The 18823-nt window shown below is 44.5% G+C and carries 19 protein-coding genes and 4 tRNA genes; 13 read left to right on the forward strand and 10 right to left on the reverse strand.

Annotated features, from left to right (window positions below; genetic code table 11):
• Positions 1-11: 11 nt before the first annotated feature.
• The 3 genes from ubiM to rplU all read right to left on the reverse strand — a co-directional run bounded on the left by ubiM (position 12) and on the right by rplU (position 2108).
• Positions 12-1196, reverse strand: coding sequence for a 5-demethoxyubiquinol-8 5-hydroxylase UbiM (gene ubiM, locus ACM67E_RS02235; protein ID WP_416192015.1), 1185 nt, complete (start codon positions 1194-1196; stop codon positions 12-14).
• 303 nt (positions 1197-1499) lie between these two features.
• On the reverse strand, positions 1500-1772 hold the full coding sequence (gene rpmA, locus ACM67E_RS02240; RefSeq protein ID WP_016686478.1) for a 50S ribosomal protein L27: 273 nt from the start codon (positions 1770-1772) through the stop codon (positions 1500-1502).
• Between the two features lie 27 nt (positions 1773-1799).
• Positions 1800-2108 (reverse strand): 50S ribosomal protein L21, encoded by a 309-nt coding sequence (gene rplU, locus ACM67E_RS02245; protein ID WP_095503237.1) that lies wholly within the window; start codon positions 2106-2108, stop codon positions 1800-1802.
• A 212-nt stretch (positions 2109-2320) separates the two neighbouring features.
• Between rplU and ACM67E_RS02250 the strand changes: the two genes are divergently transcribed.
• The 3 genes from ACM67E_RS02250 to ACM67E_RS02260 all read left to right on the forward strand — a co-directional run bounded on the left by ACM67E_RS02250 (position 2321) and on the right by ACM67E_RS02260 (position 3840).
• The gene (locus tag ACM67E_RS02250) at positions 2321-3295 is read left to right on the forward strand and encodes a polyprenyl synthetase family protein (RefSeq protein WP_416192016.1); all 975 of its coding nucleotides are present in this window, start codon (positions 2321-2323) and stop codon (positions 3293-3295) included.
• A 19-nt stretch (positions 3296-3314) separates the two neighbouring features.
• Entirely contained in the window at positions 3315-3761 is a 447-nt protein-coding gene (locus tag ACM67E_RS02255) for a DUF441 domain-containing protein (RefSeq protein WP_416192017.1), read from the forward strand.
• Positions 3762-3765: 4 nt separating this feature from the next.
• Positions 3766-3840 (forward strand) — tRNA-Arg (locus ACM67E_RS02260).
• Positions 3841-3963: 123 nt separating this feature from the next.
• On the opposite strand, the gene ACM67E_RS02265 is transcribed toward ACM67E_RS02260, so the two are convergent.
• From ACM67E_RS02265 to ACM67E_RS02275, 3 genes are all read right to left on the reverse strand, one after another.
• Complete coding sequence (locus tag ACM67E_RS02265; protein WP_416192018.1) at positions 3964-4632, reverse strand: hypothetical protein; 669 nt, start codon at positions 4630-4632, stop codon at positions 3964-3966.
• Between the two features lie 384 nt (positions 4633-5016).
• Positions 5017-5355: an iron-sulfur cluster insertion protein ErpA gene (gene erpA, locus ACM67E_RS02270; protein WP_095502099.1), complete on the reverse strand. Its 339-nt coding sequence runs from the start codon at positions 5353-5355 to the stop codon at positions 5017-5019.
• 101 nt (positions 5356-5456) lie between these two features.
• The gene (locus ACM67E_RS02275; RefSeq protein WP_416192019.1) at positions 5457-6143 is read right to left on the reverse strand and encodes a S24 family peptidase; all 687 of its coding nucleotides are present in this window, start codon (positions 6141-6143) and stop codon (positions 5457-5459) included.
• Between the two features lie 332 nt (positions 6144-6475).
• On the opposite strand from ACM67E_RS02275, the gene ACM67E_RS02280 reads away from it, so the two are divergent.
• Positions 6476-6751, forward strand: a complete 276-nt coding sequence (locus ACM67E_RS02280; protein WP_416192020.1) for a hypothetical protein — start codon at positions 6476-6478, stop codon at positions 6749-6751.
• Between the two features lie 116 nt (positions 6752-6867).
• On the opposite strand, the gene argC is transcribed toward ACM67E_RS02280, so the two are convergent.
• On the reverse strand, positions 6868-7911 hold the full coding sequence (argC, locus tag ACM67E_RS02285; protein WP_416192021.1) for an N-acetyl-gamma-glutamyl-phosphate reductase: 1044 nt from the start codon (positions 7909-7911) through the stop codon (positions 6868-6870).
• Positions 7912-8114: 203 nt separating this feature from the next.
• A complete protein-coding gene (locus tag ACM67E_RS02290; protein WP_416192022.1) occupies positions 8115-9158 on the reverse strand; it encodes a L,D-transpeptidase in 1044 nt (347 codons plus the stop codon).
• Positions 9159-9304: 146 nt separating this feature from the next.
• Between ACM67E_RS02290 and rlmD the strand changes: the two genes are divergently transcribed.
• From rlmD to ACM67E_RS02335, 9 genes are all read left to right on the forward strand, one after another.
• Positions 9305-10666 carry a 23S rRNA (uracil(1939)-C(5))-methyltransferase RlmD gene (rlmD, locus tag ACM67E_RS02295; RefSeq protein ID WP_416192023.1) on the forward strand — a complete coding sequence of 454 codons (1362 nt, stop codon included), beginning with the start codon at positions 9305-9307 and terminating at the stop codon, positions 10664-10666.
• A 121-nt stretch (positions 10667-10787) separates the two neighbouring features.
• Positions 10788-12269, forward strand: coding sequence for a 23S rRNA methyltransferase (locus ACM67E_RS02300; protein ID WP_416192024.1), 1482 nt, complete (start codon positions 10788-10790; stop codon positions 12267-12269).
• A gap of 24 nt (positions 12270-12293) precedes the next feature.
• Entirely contained in the window at positions 12294-13388 is a 1095-nt protein-coding gene (locus ACM67E_RS02305) for a response regulator (RefSeq protein WP_416192025.1), read from the forward strand.
• A 17-nt stretch (positions 13389-13405) separates the two neighbouring features.
• The gene (locus tag ACM67E_RS02310; RefSeq protein ID WP_416192026.1) at positions 13406-13942 is read left to right on the forward strand and encodes a GTP-binding protein; all 537 of its coding nucleotides are present in this window, start codon (positions 13406-13408) and stop codon (positions 13940-13942) included.
• A gap of 1 nt (position 13943) precedes the next feature.
• Entirely contained in the window at positions 13944-14585 is a 642-nt protein-coding gene (locus ACM67E_RS02315; RefSeq protein ID WP_416192027.1) for a peptidase M23, read from the forward strand.
• A 43-nt stretch (positions 14586-14628) separates the two neighbouring features.
• Positions 14629-14988, forward strand: coding sequence for a roadblock/LC7 domain-containing protein (locus tag ACM67E_RS02320; RefSeq protein WP_416192028.1), 360 nt, complete (start codon positions 14629-14631; stop codon positions 14986-14988).
• Between the two features lie 92 nt (positions 14989-15080).
• Positions 15081-15156: transfer RNA gene (locus ACM67E_RS02325), tRNA-Asn, on the forward strand.
• 395 nt (positions 15157-15551) lie between these two features.
• The gene (locus ACM67E_RS02330; protein ID WP_416192029.1) at positions 15552-17114 is read left to right on the forward strand and encodes a TerC family protein; all 1563 of its coding nucleotides are present in this window, start codon (positions 15552-15554) and stop codon (positions 17112-17114) included.
• A 313-nt stretch (positions 17115-17427) separates the two neighbouring features.
• Positions 17428-18402 carry a PhoH family protein gene (locus tag ACM67E_RS02335; protein ID WP_416192030.1) on the forward strand — a complete coding sequence of 325 codons (975 nt, stop codon included), beginning with the start codon at positions 17428-17430 and terminating at the stop codon, positions 18400-18402.
• A gap of 160 nt (positions 18403-18562) precedes the next feature.
• On the opposite strand, the gene ACM67E_RS02340 is transcribed toward ACM67E_RS02335, so the two are convergent.
• Positions 18563-18637, reverse strand: a tRNA-Glu gene (locus ACM67E_RS02340).
• A 20-nt stretch (positions 18638-18657) separates the two neighbouring features.
• Positions 18658-18734: transfer RNA gene (locus tag ACM67E_RS02345), tRNA-Arg, on the reverse strand.
• Positions 18735-18823: the final 89 nt, after the last annotated feature.

An 18823-nucleotide genomic window follows, 5' to 3' on the forward strand; every position in this document is an offset into this window, starting at 1 on the left:
AACTGATTTTGCTAGCCGGTCAACTGTTTGGTAATCAGTTTCTTAATCGGCGGAAAGTTATTGCTGGCGCGCAATACCAAGCCGCGCAGGATTTTGGCCGGGGCGGTTTCGTTGGTAAAGAGCTTCAGCAGCATGTTGGTGCCGTGATAAATCGGATGGGCATGGAGCATGTGTTTGGTGTTGTATTTTTCCAGCAGGGTACTTGAGCCGATGTCTTGGTCGCGCTGCTCGGCTTCTAAAATCAGTTTGGCCAAAATGTCGGCGCTGGATAAGCCTAAGTTGAAGCCGTGTGCGGTGACGGGGTGCATACCGACGGCGGCATCGCCGATTAATGCGCTGCGTTTGCCGTAAAAGCGTTGGGCAATCATGCCGACTAGGGGGTAGCTGTGGAAGGTACTGACGACTTCCATATCGCCCAAACGGCCTTTCAGCTGGGCTTTTACCATGGCGGCCAATTCTTCGTTGCTTAATGCTTTGATGGAATCGGTCTTGTCGGCATCGACGGTAATGACGGTGTTGGTGATGTGTTCTTCCAGCGGCAATAAGGCGATGGTACGGCCGTAGTGGAAGCATTCGTAGGCGGTATGGTCGTTTGACAAGGTGTGTTTCATGCGGCCGACAAACATGGTGCGGCTGTAATCGTGCATATCGGATGAAATGCCTAATTGCCGGCGGGTTTGTGAGAAACGGCTGTCGGCGGCCAAGAGCAGACGTGCGGTCAGAATGTCGCCGTTTTCAAGAATGACTTGTGCTTCTTGATCAGAAACTTTGACATCTTTGACATTGGTATCGGTCAGGATGGTTACGTTGTCGAGCGTGGCAACCACTTCATAGGCGGCTTTGCGGATATTGTGGTTGGAAATCAGGTAGCCTAAGCAGTCGGCTGGTTCGCCACGTGCTTGGGTGGGTTGAGGGAAATGGAGCTGGTAATCGGATTGGCCGTTTAAGACTTTGGCATCGCGCAAAGGATAAATTTCGTTTGCCGGAATCCGTTCCCACATGCCCAAACGCTGCATGATTTCGCGTGAAAGATGGGTGAGCGCGATTTCCCGACCGTCGTATGGAGGGTTTTGCAAAACTTCCACCGGGCTGCGTTCGATGAGGGTCACTTTTAAACCGCTGCCTGCCAGTTCTGCGGCAAAGCTGAGACCGGCCGGACCTGCGCCGACGACGAGAATATCGCTGTATAAACTCATGGGGCATCCTTTATGATTGAGGGATTCGGATTATTTTCAGACGGCCTTTGCTGGCGTTGTAACGGTTGGCGGATAATCCGTGATTTATGGGATTATAGCAAAATCGTTTATGGGATAAAGTAGAGATGCATGTGATATGCGATTTTTTACTTCGGTTTTAATGTATGTCAATTGGCGGTATGCAGATGTGGGATTTAAAGGGAAGAAGGGCTGAATATTTAACGGAATTTAATATGAGAGAAGAGAAGCGGTAAGTCGGATAAAAAATCCGCTTCTCATTTGAGAAGCGGATTTTTCAAAAGATTACTCTTCAGAACCGGTATAAGGACGGATGCTTACGGTTTTGCGGTTTAATGCGCCTTTGGTCTTGAATTCGACGTAACCGTCAACTTTAGCAAACAAAGTGTGGTCTTTGCCCATGCCTACGTTGTCGCCGGCGTGGAATTTGGTGCCGCGTTGGCGAACGATGATAGAGCCTGCCGGAATCAGCTCGCTGCCATAGGCTTTCACGCCCAAGCGTTTGGCTTCTGAATCGCGACCGTTGCGGGTGCTGCCGCCTGCTTTTTTACTTGCCATGTTTAATACTCCTAAACTTGTGTTAAATCAGGCGATTGCCACGATTTCGATTTGGGTGAAATTTTGGCGGTGGCCTTGGCGTTTTTGGTAGTGTTTGCGGCGGCGCATTTTGAAAATGCGGACTTTTTCGCCACGGCCGTGAGCCACTACTTTAGCTGTTACTTTTGCGCCTTCGATAAAAGGTGCGCCTACTTTTACAGACTCGCCGTCAGCAATCATCAAAACTTCGTTCAGTTCGATTTGGCTGTCGAGTTCGGCTGGTATCTGTTCTACTTTTAATTTTTCGCCAACGGTAACTTTGTATTGTTTACCGCCGGTTTTTACGACCGCGTACATACTCAACTCCATGAGAATAATGGTTAAATCATTCGCACTCCATGTGCGAAACGCTAAATTTTATGTATATTTTGCTGTTTTGTCAAAGTTTATTTCTATTAAGATGAAAATGCCGTCTGAAAGGTGTGTGAAACAGTCTTTGCTGCTATAATCGCCCGTTGGATATGATATTTTTATGCAACACTCACTTTTAATTCCTAGAAATTCCGGCCATGCTTGAAAACCTGCCTTATTTCCAACGTCACCTGCCTGACGATTTAGCCAAAGTCAATGTTGTGATTAACCAAGCCGTTCAGTCGGATGTGGCGCTGATTTCCCAAATCGGAACCTACATCATCAGCGCAGGCGGTAAACGGTTGCGTCCTATTATCACGATTTTGGCAGGTAAGGCGGTAGGTTATGACGATGAGAAGCTCTATTCGTTGGCGGCAATGGTGGAGTTTATCCATACTTCCACGCTGCTGCATGATGACGTAGTGGATGAGAGTGATTTGCGCCGTGGCCGTAAAACCGCCAATAACTTATTCGGCAATGCAGCGGCGGTGTTGGTAGGTGACTTTTTGTATACCCGTGCATTCCAGCTGATGGTAGGCTCAGGCAGTATGAAGATTTTGGAAGTCATGGCGGATGCGACCAATATCATTGCCGAAGGTGAAGTGATGCAGCTGATGAATATCGGTAATACCGATATCACTGAAGCCGAATATGTGCAGGTCATCCAGTATAAAACCGCCAAGCTGTTTGAAGCGGCCGCGCAAGTCGGTGCGATTTTGGGCAAGGCTACGCCGGAACAGGAGCAGGCGTTGAAAGATTACGGCATGTATGTCGGTACGGCCTTCCAAATTATTGATGATGTGTTGGATTATTCGGGCGAGACCGAAGAAATCGGTAAAAATGTCGGCGATGATTTGGCTGAAGGCAAGCCAACTCTGCCATTGATTTATCTGATGCAAAACGGTTCGGAGCAGGCGGCCGGTGATGTGCGTCATGCTTTGGAAAATGCCGACCGCAGCTATTTCGAGAAAATTCATCATCATGTAGTTAACTCGGATGCCTTGCATTATTCAGTAAGCGAGGCACGGAAAGCAGTTGAAAAAGCAGTTGCGTGTTTGAGCCTGCTGCCTCAAAGCGAAATTACCGAAGCCATGCGCCAGCTTGCCGAAGAATCTTTGGCGCGCGTGTCTTAATAAATAAAAAGAGAGCGATATGAATTTTAGTTTCATCCCGCTTTTTCTGGTGGCGTTGATCTTGCTCGGGGTATTAAGCAACAATAACTCGATTACGATTTCGGCAATTGTATTATTGCTGATGCAGCAGACTGCGCTGGTAAAATACATCCCTTTGGCGGAAAAATACGGCTTAAGCGTCGGTATTATTTTCTTGACCATCGGTGTATTAAGTCCTCTGGTTTCAGGGAGAGTCCAGCTACCCGGCTTTGCGGAATTTGTGAATTTCAAAATGCTGGCTGCGGTTACAGTCGGTATTTTTGTAGCGTGGATTGCCGGACACGGCGTGCCCTTGATGAGTACTCAGCCGATTTTAGTTACCGGATTATTAATCGGCACTATTGCCGGTGTTGCTTTTTTCGGCGGTATTCCGGTAGGGCCGTTGATTGCGGCGGGAATATTGTCATTTATCGCCGGAAAAGTTTAGTATACTCGCCATAGTTCAACGGATAGAACGTATGCCTCCTAAGCGTAAAATACAGGTTCGATTCCTGTTGGCGAGGCCAAATAATTTAGCTGTAACAAAAGCCGATGCCGTCTAAAAATTTTTTCAGACGGCATCGGCTTTTAAGGATACTGATGCAAATATAATTAAGGTGCCAGGATATTTTGCCGTTGATGTGGTTCAGTTATAAGTATTTTGCGGCTAAATAACCTATGCCGACCAAGAATATCATCGCAAGAAAGGCTGAGATACCGATTAAAATCATTTTCCGTTTGGCTACAAGTGTAATCAAATCAGGGTTTTTTCCTAATTCGTGACGAAGTTTTTCTTCTAATTCGGCACGGATTTGTTTGCGTAAGAGTTTTTCTTCGCGTTCTTGGTCTTGTTTGAGCTTTTGGGCAATTTCTGCTTGTTTCTTGTGCTCAAAGGCTAACTTTTCCTGCCATTCGATACGTTTACGATTGATGGTTTGCGGATTGGCAGTCGCAAATTGAAAGTCACAGACCTTACAGTTTGGTTCTCTGGCATCTTCGATAATACTCATGCATACCGGACATTGTTTGATTTCCGGTACTTCTTCTTCGGGAAGTTGAGATGAATTGGGTACCAGCTCGAGTGATTGGCGAACGATAACATCCAAACCCAAATAGTTGAAGTAATATTGGGCATTTTCGCGTTCTTCTTGGGTACAGTTTTCTGCAATAATCGCTTGAGGACGTTCAGCCAATGCTTGAACCAAATCGTCAGCTTCAGCTGTTTTCAGATTATCATATAGGCAGGAATTGATGCGTTCCCGATCAGCGCCGGGCGGATAAGAAACGTAGACATCATAAAGTTTTTGTTTTGGATTCATCGGGCATCTCATTTAGATATTGATAAAACAGCTTATTGAGTTTTTATTGGCTGTGTATTATCAGAAAGCTATCTAGTTTTTTACGGTCAGTATAACGGTTGATGGCTATGATTGTCTCGGTTTACTGATAAAGGGTAATTTCCAAGGTTAAAGTAGCCTGATGTGATAGATTGGTATATTTGGTTTTGCCAATAATGGCAAATCTTCATTCAAATATTTTTTTATAATGATAATTTATTACAATATATTTATGATTGTTAATTATTTTACCATGGGGAAAATTATACAAGAGCAGCCCTGATTTTGAAAGTAAATGATAGAAGCCGTCTGAAAGTTCAGACGGCTTCGTATTATATACTTGATTGAATTCCCTGCATCAGATGCTTAGACTGAAAATGATGAACCGCAGCCACAGGTTGTTTCGGCATTTGGATTACGGATAACAAACTGCGAACCATGTAGGCTTTCGGTATAGTCGATTTCTGCGCCGACCAAATATTGATAGCTCATCGGATCAACCAAAAAGGTTAGACCGTTTTTTTCGATTTCGAAATCATCGTCGTTTTTGATCTCATCGAAAGTAAAACCGTATTGGAAGCCGGAACAACCGCCGCCATTTACAAAAACGCGCAGTTTGAGTTCGGGGTTATTTTCTTCGGCAATTAAATCAGCCACTTTGGTGCAGCAGCTGTCTGTAAAGAGAATAGGGCTTTCGTCTGACATGATGTGATTCCTTTTATATGAATGTTATGTATATTGTCGCGCAAACCTTCCAGTTAAGCAAGTTGGGACAAGTACTTAAAATTCAATAGCCGGCATAAAAATTAGATATTACGTCCAAACCACTCCACGCGGCCAATAATAGAAATATCTTCTCCCAGATGTTTTAAATCGATTTCAAAAGTGGGATAGGCTTCGTTTGCGGAAATGACATTCACAATGCCGCCGGGCATCAGCTGCAACCGTTTGACCAACAGGTTTTCGTTGAGACGCAAAACATACAGTCCGTCACGCGGAGTCGTTTCGCTGTGGTTAATCAGAATGGAATCGCCATCATTCAACACGCCTTCCATCGAGTCGCCTTTGACGGAGATGACCGATAAATTTTTAGTATCACGTGTGACATAGTTTTCAATCCAATAGCGGCGGAATGCCATAGTAAAGACGGGTTTTTCATCGCCGACCAGCTGGCCGTGACCTGCTGCGGCTTGGATGTCGTAACGTGGTACGAAAATAAATTCTTCGACGTCAACCGGATTGCCGAGTGTATCGTAGGCAGTCGTATTGGGCGCAGTTTGGTCGGGGAAAGGTTCACCTTCTCCGGTAAGCAGCCAGTCAATACTGCAACCTTTTAATTGTTTGATTTTTTTTAAAGTTTCGGATTTGGGTAGGCCGCCTTCATTCCAGATACGGCTGAAACCGGCGATGGTCATGTCAATATCGGCAGCAATCTTGGCCTGTTTGGCTTCGCCTTTCCATAGAAAAGCTAATCGCTCTTTAAAAGTATTCATAATAATCCTTGTTTGAAAGTGTGGTTTTAAGTATACATCGATTGATTACTTGTATTTTACTTCATTTTTTTCAATTATGTAAGAAAAAAATTACTTAAACTAAGAAAAATCGTTGCATTTTTTATTTTTTCTTAGTACCATGTAAGAAATGATAGATTAAATGAAGTTTGGCTGCTTTTGAGCTTATCCTGGGTTCACACTTTTTAGACTGTGGATTCATTTTATGGCACATCCGCACAGTCGGTAAATTTAATCTTAGTATGTTAATCGGTAAACGGTATTATTTTGATAAATAAAGTTGTTTTAGTTAAGTTAAATTAAAAGGAATCAAAATGACAAACTATCGCAGAAATACTTGGTTGGCTCTTGCCGCAGTTATCGTTGCTTTGATTGCTTTTCCGGTAAGCTATTCGGCAGCGCAATCGGCTAATGTGTCGTTGTCGGCTTTGGAATGCGAGCAGCTGGGACATATTCATGTAGAACAAATGAATATCAAACAGCGTAAGTTTGCGCGTGAATGTGATATCGTTGAAGCGTCACATGATTGGGAGCAGCAATATGGCGGTTTTAGTGAAAAAGAATTCGTAGCAGGTGTGGTTTACGAATAAATCGATTGAAAATCCAAGCAATTAAACAGTAGAAACCGCAGTAAAACCAAAGGCCGTCTGAAAGTATGCAGCAATTTCAGACGGCCTTTGGCTTGATAAAACAGATGATTAAGGAATTAAGGCAGTAAAGGTGCAGATTGCAGACCCAATCGTTCGTCAAAACCGAACATGATGTTCATGTTCTGTACGGCTTGGCCGGCTGCACCTTTAACCAAGTTGTCAATGACCGACAGTACAATCCATACCGGGCTTTGAGGAGCTTTTTGGATGCTGATGCGGCAAATATTGGCGCCACGCACACTGCGGGTTTCGGGAGTTGAACCCGGTTTCATCACATCAACAAAAGGGCTGTCCTGATAAAAACCACTCAAGATTTCGTACGGGTCAATGTTGTCTTGCAGGTGAAGGTAAACAGTAGCGTGCATGCCGCGAATCATCGGTGTCAAGTGCGGAACAAAAACGAAGCTTTCGGCGATATCGGGTTGTAAGTCGCTGATGGTCTGCTTGATTTCCGGCAAGTGTCGGTGGCCGCCTATACCGTAGGCTTTGAAGTTATCGCCGGCTTCGCAGAGTAATGAGCCGACATTACCTTTTCGGCCTGCGCCGGAAACGCCTGATTTGCAATCTGCAATTAAAGGCATACCGGTTTTCAGGCGGCCTTGTTGCAATAAAGGCAGCAACGGTAAGGATACACAGGTCGGATAGCACCCCGGGTTAGCCACAATTTGCGCTTTTGCAATGGCGTCACGGTTCATCTCACTTAAGCCGTAAACGGCCTGACGGACGACATCAGGACAAGCGTGCGCCATGCCGTACCATTGTTCCCAAGTCGGAATATCTTGGATGCGGAAATCGGCAGATAAATCGATAATCCGTACGCCTTTTTTCAATAATTCGGGAGCTTCTTTCATTGCAACGCCGTTGGGTGTAGCGAAAAATACCGCATCACATTGGTCGAGATTTGCTTCATCAGGGGTTTGGAAGGCTAAATCGTAGATTCCGCGTAAACTTGGGAAATAATCGGCAAGAGAGATGCCGGCTTCGCTTCGGCTGGTGACGGCAGTCACTTCGATCTGAGGATGGGTACTCAATAGGCGCAAAAGTTCGACGCCGGTATAACCGGTTGCTCCGACAATGCCGACTTTGATTTTGGAATGCATCAAGAATCTCCAATTATAGGTTTGATAGTCGGGTAGTTTAAGACTTTGCAGGCCGTCTGAAAAGGGCGGGTTGGATAAATCGATTATTCTGCGGATAATGGGGATATCTATATAATATATTTTTTGAGTCGGTTAAAATACAAAAGGCCGTCTGAAAAGGATTGCTCGAGCTTTCTTTTCAGACGGCTTTAATGGTTATAATGTCAGAACAATAATTCGGTCGGTTCGCTATCAGCCGGAATTTCCTGCGTCGGGTAAGCAGGGGTAGGGATGTAGCTCGGAGCAGGTTTGGGTGTAGGTGTGTATACCGCAGACGCTGGAATATTGGTTGGTTCGACCGGCGTGGTATTTTGAGGTGCAACCGGTTTCGGTACTACGGTTTTTGCTGCGTCATCACCGGCATCAATTTCAATTTCCGAACCGGACGGTAAAACGTCGTTTTTGACTGGAGCCGGTTTCGGCATGGCCTTCGGTTTGCTGTATGCAGATGATCCGGCTGTCCATGCAAGGGATTTAAGCGGGCCTTTGAGCTTCACTCCTTTGGCACAGGTCAGACAGTTAGCTTGTCCGGTACGGTTTTTCAGAATAGCATCAACACGCTTGGTGTTAATGTTTTTACCGTGTGCTTGTGCCCAAGCGGCGATACTTTTCTTTAATGCGGCAGTATCCAGATTTTTCTTATTATAGGGGTCGCGATAGGCGGCGAGCCACAGATTTTGGTTGGCGTCTTCATTTAACGTTGCCATCTGGTAAATCACATGGGCAGGAGAACCTGTGGAAATTGATTTGGCAAATTCCAATGCATCAGGAGATTTCATGCGCACACAGCCGTGGCTGCGTACCCCGGGGACGCTGGACGGAGCGTTGGTTCCGTGAATGCCCAGTCCCAATTTGGGATCGCCGAGACGCACAAATACAGGGCCCAAAGGATTATCGGGGCCGGGAGGGATGGTTTTGACGTTGTCGCCACGCTCCTTTTGAATGGATTTTGGAATGTGCCAAGTCGGATTAAAGGCTTTGACGCCGATTTTATGTTCACCCAAGTTGGTCTGAGTCATGGCTTTACCGACCGCGACAGGATAGGCTTTCGTCAGTTTGCCGTTGGTATATAGAAACAGACGCTGTTGGGGAATATTGATAAAAACGTGCTGTCCTTCGGTTGACGGAGAAACATCGGGCAGTGGTGTGTTGGCAAATGCCGTTGTAGTTAATGTCAGTGTAAATAAACTCAAGCTGATTTTTTTCATGTATTTATGCTTATTTTTACAAAGGGTTAAAAGGTAATTTCGGCAAATCATACCTTAATATAGGCGTATTTGTGGGAAAATATGCGCTTTCGGTAGTGAATCGGCAGCGAGCGGTTGCTTGAGATAAGTATTGAGGCAGTATGGGAATGGCTAATCATAAAGAATCAAATAATGTTGTTGACATTTTCTCTTTGGATTATGAAGGACGCGGCGTGGCACGCGACCATAGCGGGAAAACTGTTTTTATTAAAGGCGCTATGCCGTCTGAAACGGTCAGTTTCCGTGTTACTCAATCCAAAAAACAGTTTGACGAGGCTGATGTCGAAATTGTTCTGAAATCGTCAGGAGAGCGTGTATTACCGAAATGTTGCTATTTTGATACATGTGGAGGCTGTGCGTTGCAGCATATCGAGCCGAGTGCGCAGGTGGCTTTTAAGCAGAGAGTCTGGGAGGAACAGTTGATGCGCATCGGTAAAGTGTTCCCTCAGCAAATTCTGCCGCCAATTTATGCTGTGCCGTGGCATTACCGTGACCGTGCCCGGTTGAGCGTAGAGATATGTTCGTCCGGTCGTGTTAAATTGGGTTTTCAGGCTAAGCGAAGCCGTAATGTGGTGGATATTGCCTCGTGCATGATATTGCCCCGCCATGTTTCGGTACAGATCCCGGCTGTTAAAACATTATTGCAAGCGTTGGCAGATTCGGGAGTATCAGTAAAATTCATTGAATTTTACAGTGATAAAAAATTGACAGTTGTGAATCTATATTTTGCTGAAAGGCCGTCTGAGAAGACGAAAAAACAGTTGAAAAAATGGTTTGATGAAGTTTTGTTAAGTTCTAAGACACAAAGCTGGCAAATTTGGACGCAATATGGCAAGGAGGGGGCCAAGGAATTTTATCCCGAATCTCTGCCTGGCTTGTCTTATAATTTATCGGAATTCGGTCTGACTATGCCTTATCGTCCGGGAGATTTTACCCAAATCAATGCTGATTTGAATGCATTGATGGTGGCTCGGGCAATCAAACTGCTGGATATCCGTTCGGGAGAGAGAATTGCCGATTTATTTTGCGGCTTGGGTAATTTCAGCTTACCTATGGCAAAATGCGGTGCTAAAGTTGTTGGCATTGAAGGTGCAGAGCATCTGGTAGAGCGTGCGCGGAAAAATATGTATGAAAACGATTGTGGAGAGCAGGGGTATTTTTTTGCGGATGATTTATTTGAAACAGACAGGGAAAAACTTGCTTCTTGGGGATTTTTTGACAAAATGCTGATTGATCCGCCGCGTAGTGGTGCTTATGCTGTCGTCAAATCGCTACATTATCCTTATTTGCCCAAGTTGATAGTTTATGTATCATGCAATCCGGCTACATTTGCACGTGATGCTGCTGTTTTGGTTGAAAAAGGCTATGTTTTTAAGTCTGCCGGTGTGATAAATATGTTTCCGCAAACTGCCCATATTGAATCCATCGGTGTGTTTGAATGGCAAGGCAATTCAATAAGGCATGCCTGAAAACGTGATTTCGTATAATTATCTAGTAAATCATGTTATCATAATCAGCCTTGGGGATAACATGTTCTGGTATCAAACATAAAATCTGTATACTGGGCGTACTAAATACATTGGTAGTGTGATGTGTTGTTCACATCATTGGGAGGTGTTCTTGAATTATTCGCTTTTAATTATTTTACTGGCACTTTTGTTGCTGGTATTGTTATTTGTCCGCTATAAACAGGGCGGTACTGCAGCAAGAAAAACAGGCAAAGCTGCTAAGCTGTCGCTACAAAACCATCAACCAAATCAATTAGAAGACGGTGCAGAGGGTGCTGATTGGATGGATAAGGTCAATCAGTCTGTTTCGACCGCTGACAGCCAAGATTGGGAGTGGGGTACGGAGAGTGCCGGTAGTACTTCTACGGCGTCTGTTTCCGCTCAAGAAGTTGATCCATTAACAGAATATCAAGTATACAAACAATTTGGATACGAAAGTAAGGCAGCAGAGTCCTTGGCTGGCTATTTAAACGGTCTGTCAGATGGTGCGCCTGAAAAGTTGGTTCATGAGCTGGTCGGCCTGAATCTGCGAGTTGGTAATATCGATATGCTCGCAGAGACGCTTGACCGGCATGGTTCGGCATTGCCAGAAGACAGTTTTGTTGAGTATGTCAAATTAGGTTTGATGGCTGAGCCTACCCATTTGCATTTACGTGTATTGGCAGAAGGAAAATTAGGTTGGAATATACAGGAAGTAGCACGCCAGATTGGTGAGAAGACCGGCCTGGAGGACAACATTTCAAGTAGCCAACCTGTCTTGACCATTGATTCTGTGGGACGGCACGATGATCAGGAAATGTCAAAGCGCGTACCTATTGTCTTAGGTAAAAAAGAGTTTGGTAATATCACTCCGGAAGAGTTAAATGCCGTCATTGGTTTTGTAAAACCTGAGCAAAGTGCCAAAATTTTGAGAGATAAGGTTGATTATCAAACTGCTGTCGAACAATACAATCGTGCTATTCACAATTCTAATAAGCCGGCCAGCTTAATCATTGATGCATTAAAACTGGATTACCAAAATGAAGAAGTGGGGCAGTTTGCCAAGCACTTATGGAAGCTTTATCACTCTTTGGGACAGTATGGTCGCCAAGTAAAAGAGCGAATGCTGGGTTGGGGATATAGCTTGGGTTATCATGAGCTTTTTGATGATTTGGAGAAAAGCCCTAGTGAGCAGAAATTACGGGAAATCGGTTTGCAACGCGGTTATTTGCAGCCTACTGCTTTGCAAATGAAGTCTAAATATAGGGATTTGGTTCAAAAAGATTCTTCTATCATCAATGCTCAGTCTTCTCCGGCAGAGGAAGCATTAAAAGAGGTGGAATCGCTGTTGATGTATGGCCAATTGGATCAGGCAATCGGAACTTTAGAGCAGGCGGTTCTGCAATATCCAAAAGAGTCTCAGCTTTATGTTATGTTGTTTGACCTGTACGAAAGAGCAGAAGATTGGGCGCGTTTGGAGCAATTTTTGCGTTTATTAAGAGAGCGGGTTGTTACATTGCCGGAAGAAGTTGTTTTGGCTATGAGTCGCTTATTGCAGCGTGTGAACCAACATTCTAAAAAATAAAATAAGTTTAGTGAGTACCAATACATGGAAGATTTGTTACCTAAAATTAAAACCATACGGGTTATGTTGCAAGAAGTGGGTGAACAGCAGGAAGCTGTGTTTCGTATGGCTTTCAAAATGCATAATACGACCAATTATGAGATTGTTACACCTCAATCAAATGAAAAACCTGATTTGATCTTGGTTGATACGGATTCGGAAAAGGGGATGCAGGTATGGCAGGAAGCTGTTGCAGCTTATGCTGATACTCCGGTTGCAATGTTTTCTTCATTTGAACCAAAGGTAACTACACCATATTTGCCTAAGCCTATTAAATTCGATACATTATTTCCGATCTTGCGAAGCTTGTCACAAGGGGGGAATATTTTTACTGTTTCAGACGGCATTACCTCCAGTCAGGAGGCAGGTCAGACGCAAGCAGACGGAACCCGCAAAGCTACGATTCGCCGCTTTAATCCTCAAAAAGGATTATTGGGTGCGTTAAAATTTGCTAGTCAAGGTCATCAAGATATTGCCGTATTGCATCAGGGGAAGCCGGTATTGATTGTATTTCCTAGTATTCAACGCGTGTTACTGACCGTTAGTGCCGGCGAGCTGGAAAGATTATGTAAAGATGACAATCTTGTTGTCGTCTGCAAGGCCGTGCCAGATAATCCGCAATGGAAGGAAAAAGCTAAAGTTACTATTATGTCTTGTTTGTGGCAGATGGCAATTTGGACCGCACAAGGCCGTTTGATTTATCCGATGACTCCGCAAACAGTTTTTACTTTAAAGCGATGGCCAAATTTGACCCGTTTAGCTCATGTTCCTGAATCAATGAGACTGTCTGCATTTTTGACCAAAACATCGGTTAACTTGAATATTCTGTATAAGGTTATGCCTTTAGAAATGCCGGATATTCTGAATTATTTAGCTGCAACATCGGTGACTGGGTTTTTGGCTACTGATAGTGAATATACAGCTCAGTCTAGTGAGTCAAGTATCAATGAGCATGTAGATGTGAGCAGTAATGTGCCAGACAGCAAAATGGTGAAAGATGCTGAAAAAGTTGCTGGTCCGTCTCAAGAGCAGCCACGTGGTTTGTTACAGCGTCTAATGCGTAAATTGCTTGGAAAATAATAAGGGGGAACAGGCAAATGAAAGAAAACAAAATTATTTTTACCGGCCCCGTAGGTGTAGGTAAAACAACAGCTATTTCTGCATTGTCAGATGAACCACCCATCCAGACCGATGCATCCGCTTCCGACATGACATTAGTACGTAAAGGCTATACGACTGTTGCAATGGACTATGGCGTTATCCATTTGGATGAGGAGACTAAGGTACACTTATATGGTACTCCAGGTCAGGAACGCTTTAACTTTATGTGGGAAATTCTTAGTCAGGGCAGTATGGGGTTGGTATTGTTATTGGATAATACCCGAACCAATCCATTAAAAGATCTGCAATTCTTTTTGGAAGCCTTCCGCGAACTATTAAAAACAGCACCATTGGTAGTGGGTGTAACCAAAATGGATATTCGCTCACTGCCTGGCGTAGATGTTTACCAAAAATATTTAGCTCAAAATAATTTTAATGTACCGGTTTTCGAGATTGATGCCCGTCGTGAAGACGATGTAAAACAGCTGGTTAGTGCAATGCTATTCTCAATTGATCCGGGCTTAGAGGTATAAGATGGAATCGACACTCTCTTTACAGTCAAATTTGTACCCCAAAATTACGCCGGCAGGTGCTTATTATGCTGTTTCAAATGAAACACCGAGTGCTAGCCGTACATTGTTATATGCATTACTCAAAGCAGACCCTTCAGATGTAATCAGTAGTGAACGGGTTTTGGCTTGGGCGGATACGAGCGATATTAATACGGCATTAAGTTTGTTGTACCGTTTACAGCGTTTGGAATTTCTGTATGGTGACGAATACATGAATACCGACGATGTGAATTTGACTGACGAACAACTGCCTCAATTACTGGAACAATTATCTAGTACCGGTAAGGCATTATTGGCTGATGAAAATGGTCTTTACTTTGCCAATTCAGGTTTCCATCACGAAGCTGCTGAAGAGTTGGGCATATTGGCTAGTGAAGTCGCCAACATGGAAAATAATCACCGCTTGTTGATTCGGAATAATTTGCATATCAATAACAGTGCTTGGGGTATTTGTGATCCTTCAGGGCAAAGTGAACTGACCTTTTTCCCCCTGTATGTCGGACAGACTAAATTGATACTAGTCATCGGTGGCATGCCGGATTTGAATAAAGAGGCTTTTGTGACAATGGTAAAAGTGCTATATCACCGATATGGCGGTCATTAATAAAGACTCGATTAGATATAATAGTGAAATGGAATTTTAAGATATGCAACAGTTATTAATCTCTGTATTGAGCGATTTGAACAATACTTCTTCAGATATTATTGCTTCTGCGGTTATTTCCCCTGATGGTCTGCCAATTGCAACTTTATTGCCAAATCATTTGAATGCCGATCGCGTGGGTGCGATGTCTGCAACCCTTTTGGCATTAGGCAACCGGTCGGTGCAAGAATTGGCATGCGGTGAGCTTGACCAGGTAATGGTGAAAGGTAAGAATGGTTATATTTTGCTGAGTCAAGCGGGGGATAACGCCGTATTAGCATTAATGGCTAAAGAGAGTGGGAAATTAGGGCTGATCTTATTGGATGCAAAACGTGCAGCAAAACATATTGCTGAAGTTTTGTGATTTGTTTATCTGTCCCTTTTGTTGTTAGATAATTTTAGCTGGTAAAATATTTTATTTGACGACAGGGTTGTTTAATAATATAATTATTCCTTTCCCTGATAGCTCAGTCGGTAGAGCGACGGACTGTTAATCCGCAGGTCCCTGGTTCGAGCCCAGGTCGGGGAGCCAAATACTAAAAAAGATCACCTGTTGGGTGGTCTTTTTTTTATGTTTTATTTTAAAAAAGAATTTGAGTTTTCATGGTTCAATACAGATGGAGACTTTTAACAAGAGTAATTGCAAAATTTACTGTCGCCTGTCGCATCATCTTTTAATGAATATTTTAAAATAACTGTGAAACTATTTCAGACGGTATGAAAAATATTTCAAGTAAAACTTTGCCACATAAGATTCAAACTGATAAACTACCTAAACCATTATTTTGACAGGGCATACACGTTCCATGAAAGACGCAGAGCAGGATAGTTCGATATTACGTCCTTCGTGTATGTATAAAATCCAAGCAGCTGGATGAGCTACCGCTCATTGGGCTGCTTTTTCACATTTAAAGGAATAGGAAAATTATGGATTTCAGTTGGTTAGCCGAACCGAATACATGGATAGGCTTTGCAACGCTTTTGGTGCTTGAAGTTGTTTTGGGCATTGATAATCTTGTTTTTGTGGCAATTTTGGCCAATAAAGTCAAACCATCGTTGCGTGATAAGGCGCGGATTACCGGTCTTGCTTTGGCTGTTGGTATCCGAGTCGTTATGCTGGGGTTTATGGCGCACATCATGACACTGACCAAACCGATGTTTCATTTAGGCGATATGTCGGTTTCCGGTAAAGATCTGATTATGTTTCTCGGTGGTATTTTCTTGCTGTATAAAGCGACTACCGAGTTGCATGAACGTTTGGAAGGGCACAATCAGTTTGCTATTGCCGATAGTCAAAAAAAACACAGCAGTTTTTGGGGTGTCGTACTGCAAATCCTGATTTTAGATGCCGTGTTTTCGATTGACTCAGTCATTACTGCTGTGGCCATGGTGGATCATATCGTTGTAGCTATGGCGGCGGTCATTGTCGCCATGACGGTAATGATTACAGCGAGTAAACCGCTAACCGAGTTTGTTGACAAACACCCGACTGTGGTAATGCTGTGTTTGGGATTCCTGCTGATGATTGGCTTCAGCTTGATTGCAGAAGCCTTCCACTTCCATATTCCTAAAGGTTATCTTTATGCCGCTATCGGTTTCTCCATTTTGATTGAGGTGTTTAACCAAGTTTCCCAAAAAAACAGCCGTAAAAATGACTACATCAGCAGTTCATGGCGCAAGCGTACTGCCGAAAACGTATTGGGCATGATGGGTATCCGCGAAACGGTTCTGGCCAATAACGGAGCGGAGGCGGAAGATAACGGCCATTTTGAAGAAAACGAAAAGTCCATGATTCGCAGTGTGCTGACGCTGGCGGAGCGCCCCATTCAGGGCGTGATGATTCCGCGTCGCGAAATCGAACGCTTGGATATTTCGCAAAGCAAAGAAGAGCAGCGTGAACAACTGCAAAATACTCCCTACAGCCGGTTGCTGGTAGTGGGGAAGGCTGGTGTGGACGAGCCTTTAGGTTACATTAACAAAAAAGATCTGCTGACCCAATTACTGCAAGACGGCGAATTGAATATTCAGACGGCCTTGCGCCAGCCGTTGATTCTGCCTGAAACCACAACTGCATTGGATGCGATTGAACTGTTCCGTCAAAACAGTGCCGATTATGCCTTGGTAGTTGATGAGTTCGGCGCAGTTTTGGGCATGGTAACGATGAAGGATCTGCTTGAGACCATCGCGGGTGAATTTCCTGAAGAGTTTGAGCGCGAAGAAGAGCCGATGATGCAGGAAAATGCCGATGAAAGCCTTACCGTTGACGGCGCGTTGGAATATGTCGAATTGGCACCGCAATTGGGTTTGCCCCCACAGGGCGAAGAAGTGGATTATCACACTGTCGCCGGTCTGATTATGGAGGAGTTGGAAAACTTGCCGGATGTCGGTGATTTTGCCGATTTCCACGGCTGGCGTTTTGAAGTCATTGAAAAAGAAGGTCAGCGTATCGAGCGCGTGAAAATCAGTAAATTACCGGAAGAAGAGTTTTAAAAATCAAATGCCGTCTGAAAATTTCAGACGGCATTGGTATTTGCCCGACAGTAGGGTTTCTTTTGACATCAATAGCTGAGATAGGCCGTCTGAAATGCACATTACTTTTCAGACGGCCTTAAACTTACTGAGCCACCGTAATCAGGCGGTACGGTTAATTCTAAAAAAACAGATGTCAATGCAAAATCCAAACGCAATTTCTCTTAATCAAGATACCGAATCTTTTGTGAAAAACTGCCTGACACGCATTGAATTTTTGCCTGCCCAACCTTATAACAACAAATATACATGACTTGACTGGAAAAGAAAAAACATGAGCCATACCGTTCATCTGCAATTTGAAGACATCGATAATACCGTGCTGCAGCGCCTGTGCGGTGCACTCGACGGCAATTTGGAAATCTTGGCTAAAGCGTTGGATATCGACATCAGCCGCCGTTTCGAGCATTTTACCTTTATGGGTGAACTTGCCCACGCAGGCCGTCGCGCTTTGTTGGCTTTGGCCGAAACCGCCGAAAAAGGCGATTTGGACGACCATGTGATTCAGTTGGCGGCCGTAGAAGCCAAAACAGCCGATGAAAAACATGAAGAAAAACACCGCGACCATCAATACTATTTCCGCACCAAGCGCGGCAGCATCGGCGGACGCACCCCGCGGCAAAACGGCTACATCCGAGCCTTACTCAGCCATGATGTGGTGTTCGGCTTAGGTCCTGCCGGTACCGGTAAAACCTACTTGGCCGTGGCTGCAGCAGTCGATGCAATGGAAAAACACCAAATCGAGCGCATTGTGTTGGTGCGGCCTGCGGTGGAGGCAGGTGAGAAACTCGGTTTCCTGCCCGGAGATTTGGCACAAAAAGTCGATCCTTATCTGCGCCCCTTGTATGACGCGCTGTATGATTTGATGGGCTTCGACAAAGTCACCAAACTGATGGAAAAAGGCTTGATTGAAATCGCACCGCTGGCCTATATGCGCGGGCGCACGCTTAATGGTGCGTATGTAATTCTCGATGAGGCGCAAAACACCACACCCGAGCAGATGAAAATGTTTCTGACCCGTATCGGATTCGGTGCTAAAGCGGTGATTACCGGTGACTTAAGCCAGATCGATTTGCCGCGCAACATCAAATCCGGCCTGAAAGACGCGCGCGAAAAACTCGCCAATGTGGAAGGCTTGTATTTCCACACCTTTACCAGCGAAGACGTGGTGCGTCATCCTTTGGTGCAGAAAATCGTTGAGGCCTATGAAGAGGCAGAGAGTTCGGAGGCCGATAAACGTGCGGAATGAGTTTTTATATTTGAACTTTGGATAGAAGACAGAAACGATGAGAAAGGCCGTCTGAAAGCATTGGTTTTCAGACGGCCTTTCTCATAGGGTTGCTTCTGTATAAGGTAATTCCAAATAAAATAAAAGCCTTACTTTCTTCAGTAAGGCTTTTATTGAAAACTGGCACGCCCACGGGGAATCGAACCCCGGTTACCGCCGTGAAAGGGCGATGTCCTAACCGCTAGACGATGGGCGCGGATAAAGTGTTTTCTTAGCTGGCGCACCCGGAGCGATTCGAACGCCCGACCCTCTGGTTCGTAGCCAGATACTCTATCCAACTGAGCTACGGGTGCGCTGTAAGAAAGGTGTGATTATAGATAATCGGTGCGGTACCGTCAAGCTTTCGGCTGGAAAAAAATCTGAAAAAGTGTAGAATGCGCGT

Source organism: Neisseria sp. CCUG12390, from assembly GCF_047837985.1.
Taxonomy (GTDB): Bacteria; Pseudomonadota; Gammaproteobacteria; order Burkholderiales; family Neisseriaceae; genus Neisseria.

What these genes read in the sequence shown, in the direction of transcription:
- ACM67E_RS02250 (WP_416192016.1), top strand. Translation starts at nt 2,321, where the DNA reads ATGCTTGAAAACCTGCCTTATTTCCAACGTCACCTGCCTGACGATTTA.
- ACM67E_RS02280 (WP_416192020.1), top strand. Translation starts at nt 6,476, where the DNA reads ATGACAAACTATCGCAGAAATACTTGGTTGGCTCTTGCCGCAGTTATC.
- argC (WP_416192021.1), bottom strand. Translation starts at nt 7,911, where the DNA reads ATGCATTCCAAAATCAAAGTCGGCATTGTCGGAGCAACCGGTTATACC.
- ACM67E_RS02330 (WP_416192029.1), top strand. Translation starts at nt 15,552, where the DNA reads ATGGATTTCAGTTGGTTAGCCGAACCGAATACATGGATAGGCTTTGCA.
- rlmD (WP_416192023.1), top strand. Translation starts at nt 9,305, where the DNA reads ATGGCTAATCATAAAGAATCAAATAATGTTGTTGACATTTTCTCTTTG.
- rplU (WP_095503237.1), bottom strand. Translation starts at nt 2,108, where the DNA reads ATGTACGCGGTCGTAAAAACCGGCGGTAAACAATACAAAGTTACCGTT.
- ACM67E_RS02290 (WP_416192022.1), bottom strand. Translation starts at nt 9,158, where the DNA reads ATGAAAAAAATCAGCTTGAGTTTATTTACACTGACATTAACTACAACG.
- ACM67E_RS02305 (WP_416192025.1), top strand. Translation starts at nt 12,294, where the DNA reads ATGGAAGATTTGTTACCTAAAATTAAAACCATACGGGTTATGTTGCAA.
- ubiM (WP_416192015.1), bottom strand. Translation starts at nt 1,196, where the DNA reads ATGAGTTTATACAGCGATATTCTCGTCGTCGGCGCAGGTCCGGCCGGT.
- ACM67E_RS02265 (WP_416192018.1), bottom strand. Translation starts at nt 4,632, where the DNA reads ATGAATCCAAAACAAAAACTTTATGATGTCTACGTTTCTTATCCGCCC.
- ACM67E_RS02255 (WP_416192017.1), top strand. Translation starts at nt 3,315, where the DNA reads ATGAATTTTAGTTTCATCCCGCTTTTTCTGGTGGCGTTGATCTTGCTC.
- ACM67E_RS02315 (WP_416192027.1), top strand. Translation starts at nt 13,944, where the DNA reads ATGGAATCGACACTCTCTTTACAGTCAAATTTGTACCCCAAAATTACG.
- ACM67E_RS02310 (WP_416192026.1), top strand. Translation starts at nt 13,406, where the DNA reads ATGAAAGAAAACAAAATTATTTTTACCGGCCCCGTAGGTGTAGGTAAA.
- rpmA (WP_016686478.1), bottom strand. Translation starts at nt 1,772, where the DNA reads ATGGCAAGTAAAAAAGCAGGCGGCAGCACCCGCAACGGTCGCGATTCA.
- ACM67E_RS02320 (WP_416192028.1), top strand. Translation starts at nt 14,629, where the DNA reads ATGCAACAGTTATTAATCTCTGTATTGAGCGATTTGAACAATACTTCT.
- erpA (WP_095502099.1), bottom strand. Translation starts at nt 5,355, where the DNA reads ATGTCAGACGAAAGCCCTATTCTCTTTACAGACAGCTGCTGCACCAAA.
- ACM67E_RS02300 (WP_416192024.1), top strand. Translation starts at nt 10,788, where the DNA reads ATGTGTTGTTCACATCATTGGGAGGTGTTCTTGAATTATTCGCTTTTA.
- ACM67E_RS02275 (WP_416192019.1), bottom strand. Translation starts at nt 6,143, where the DNA reads ATGAATACTTTTAAAGAGCGATTAGCTTTTCTATGGAAAGGCGAAGCC.
- ACM67E_RS02335 (WP_416192030.1), top strand. Translation starts at nt 17,428, where the DNA reads ATGAGCCATACCGTTCATCTGCAATTTGAAGACATCGATAATACCGTG.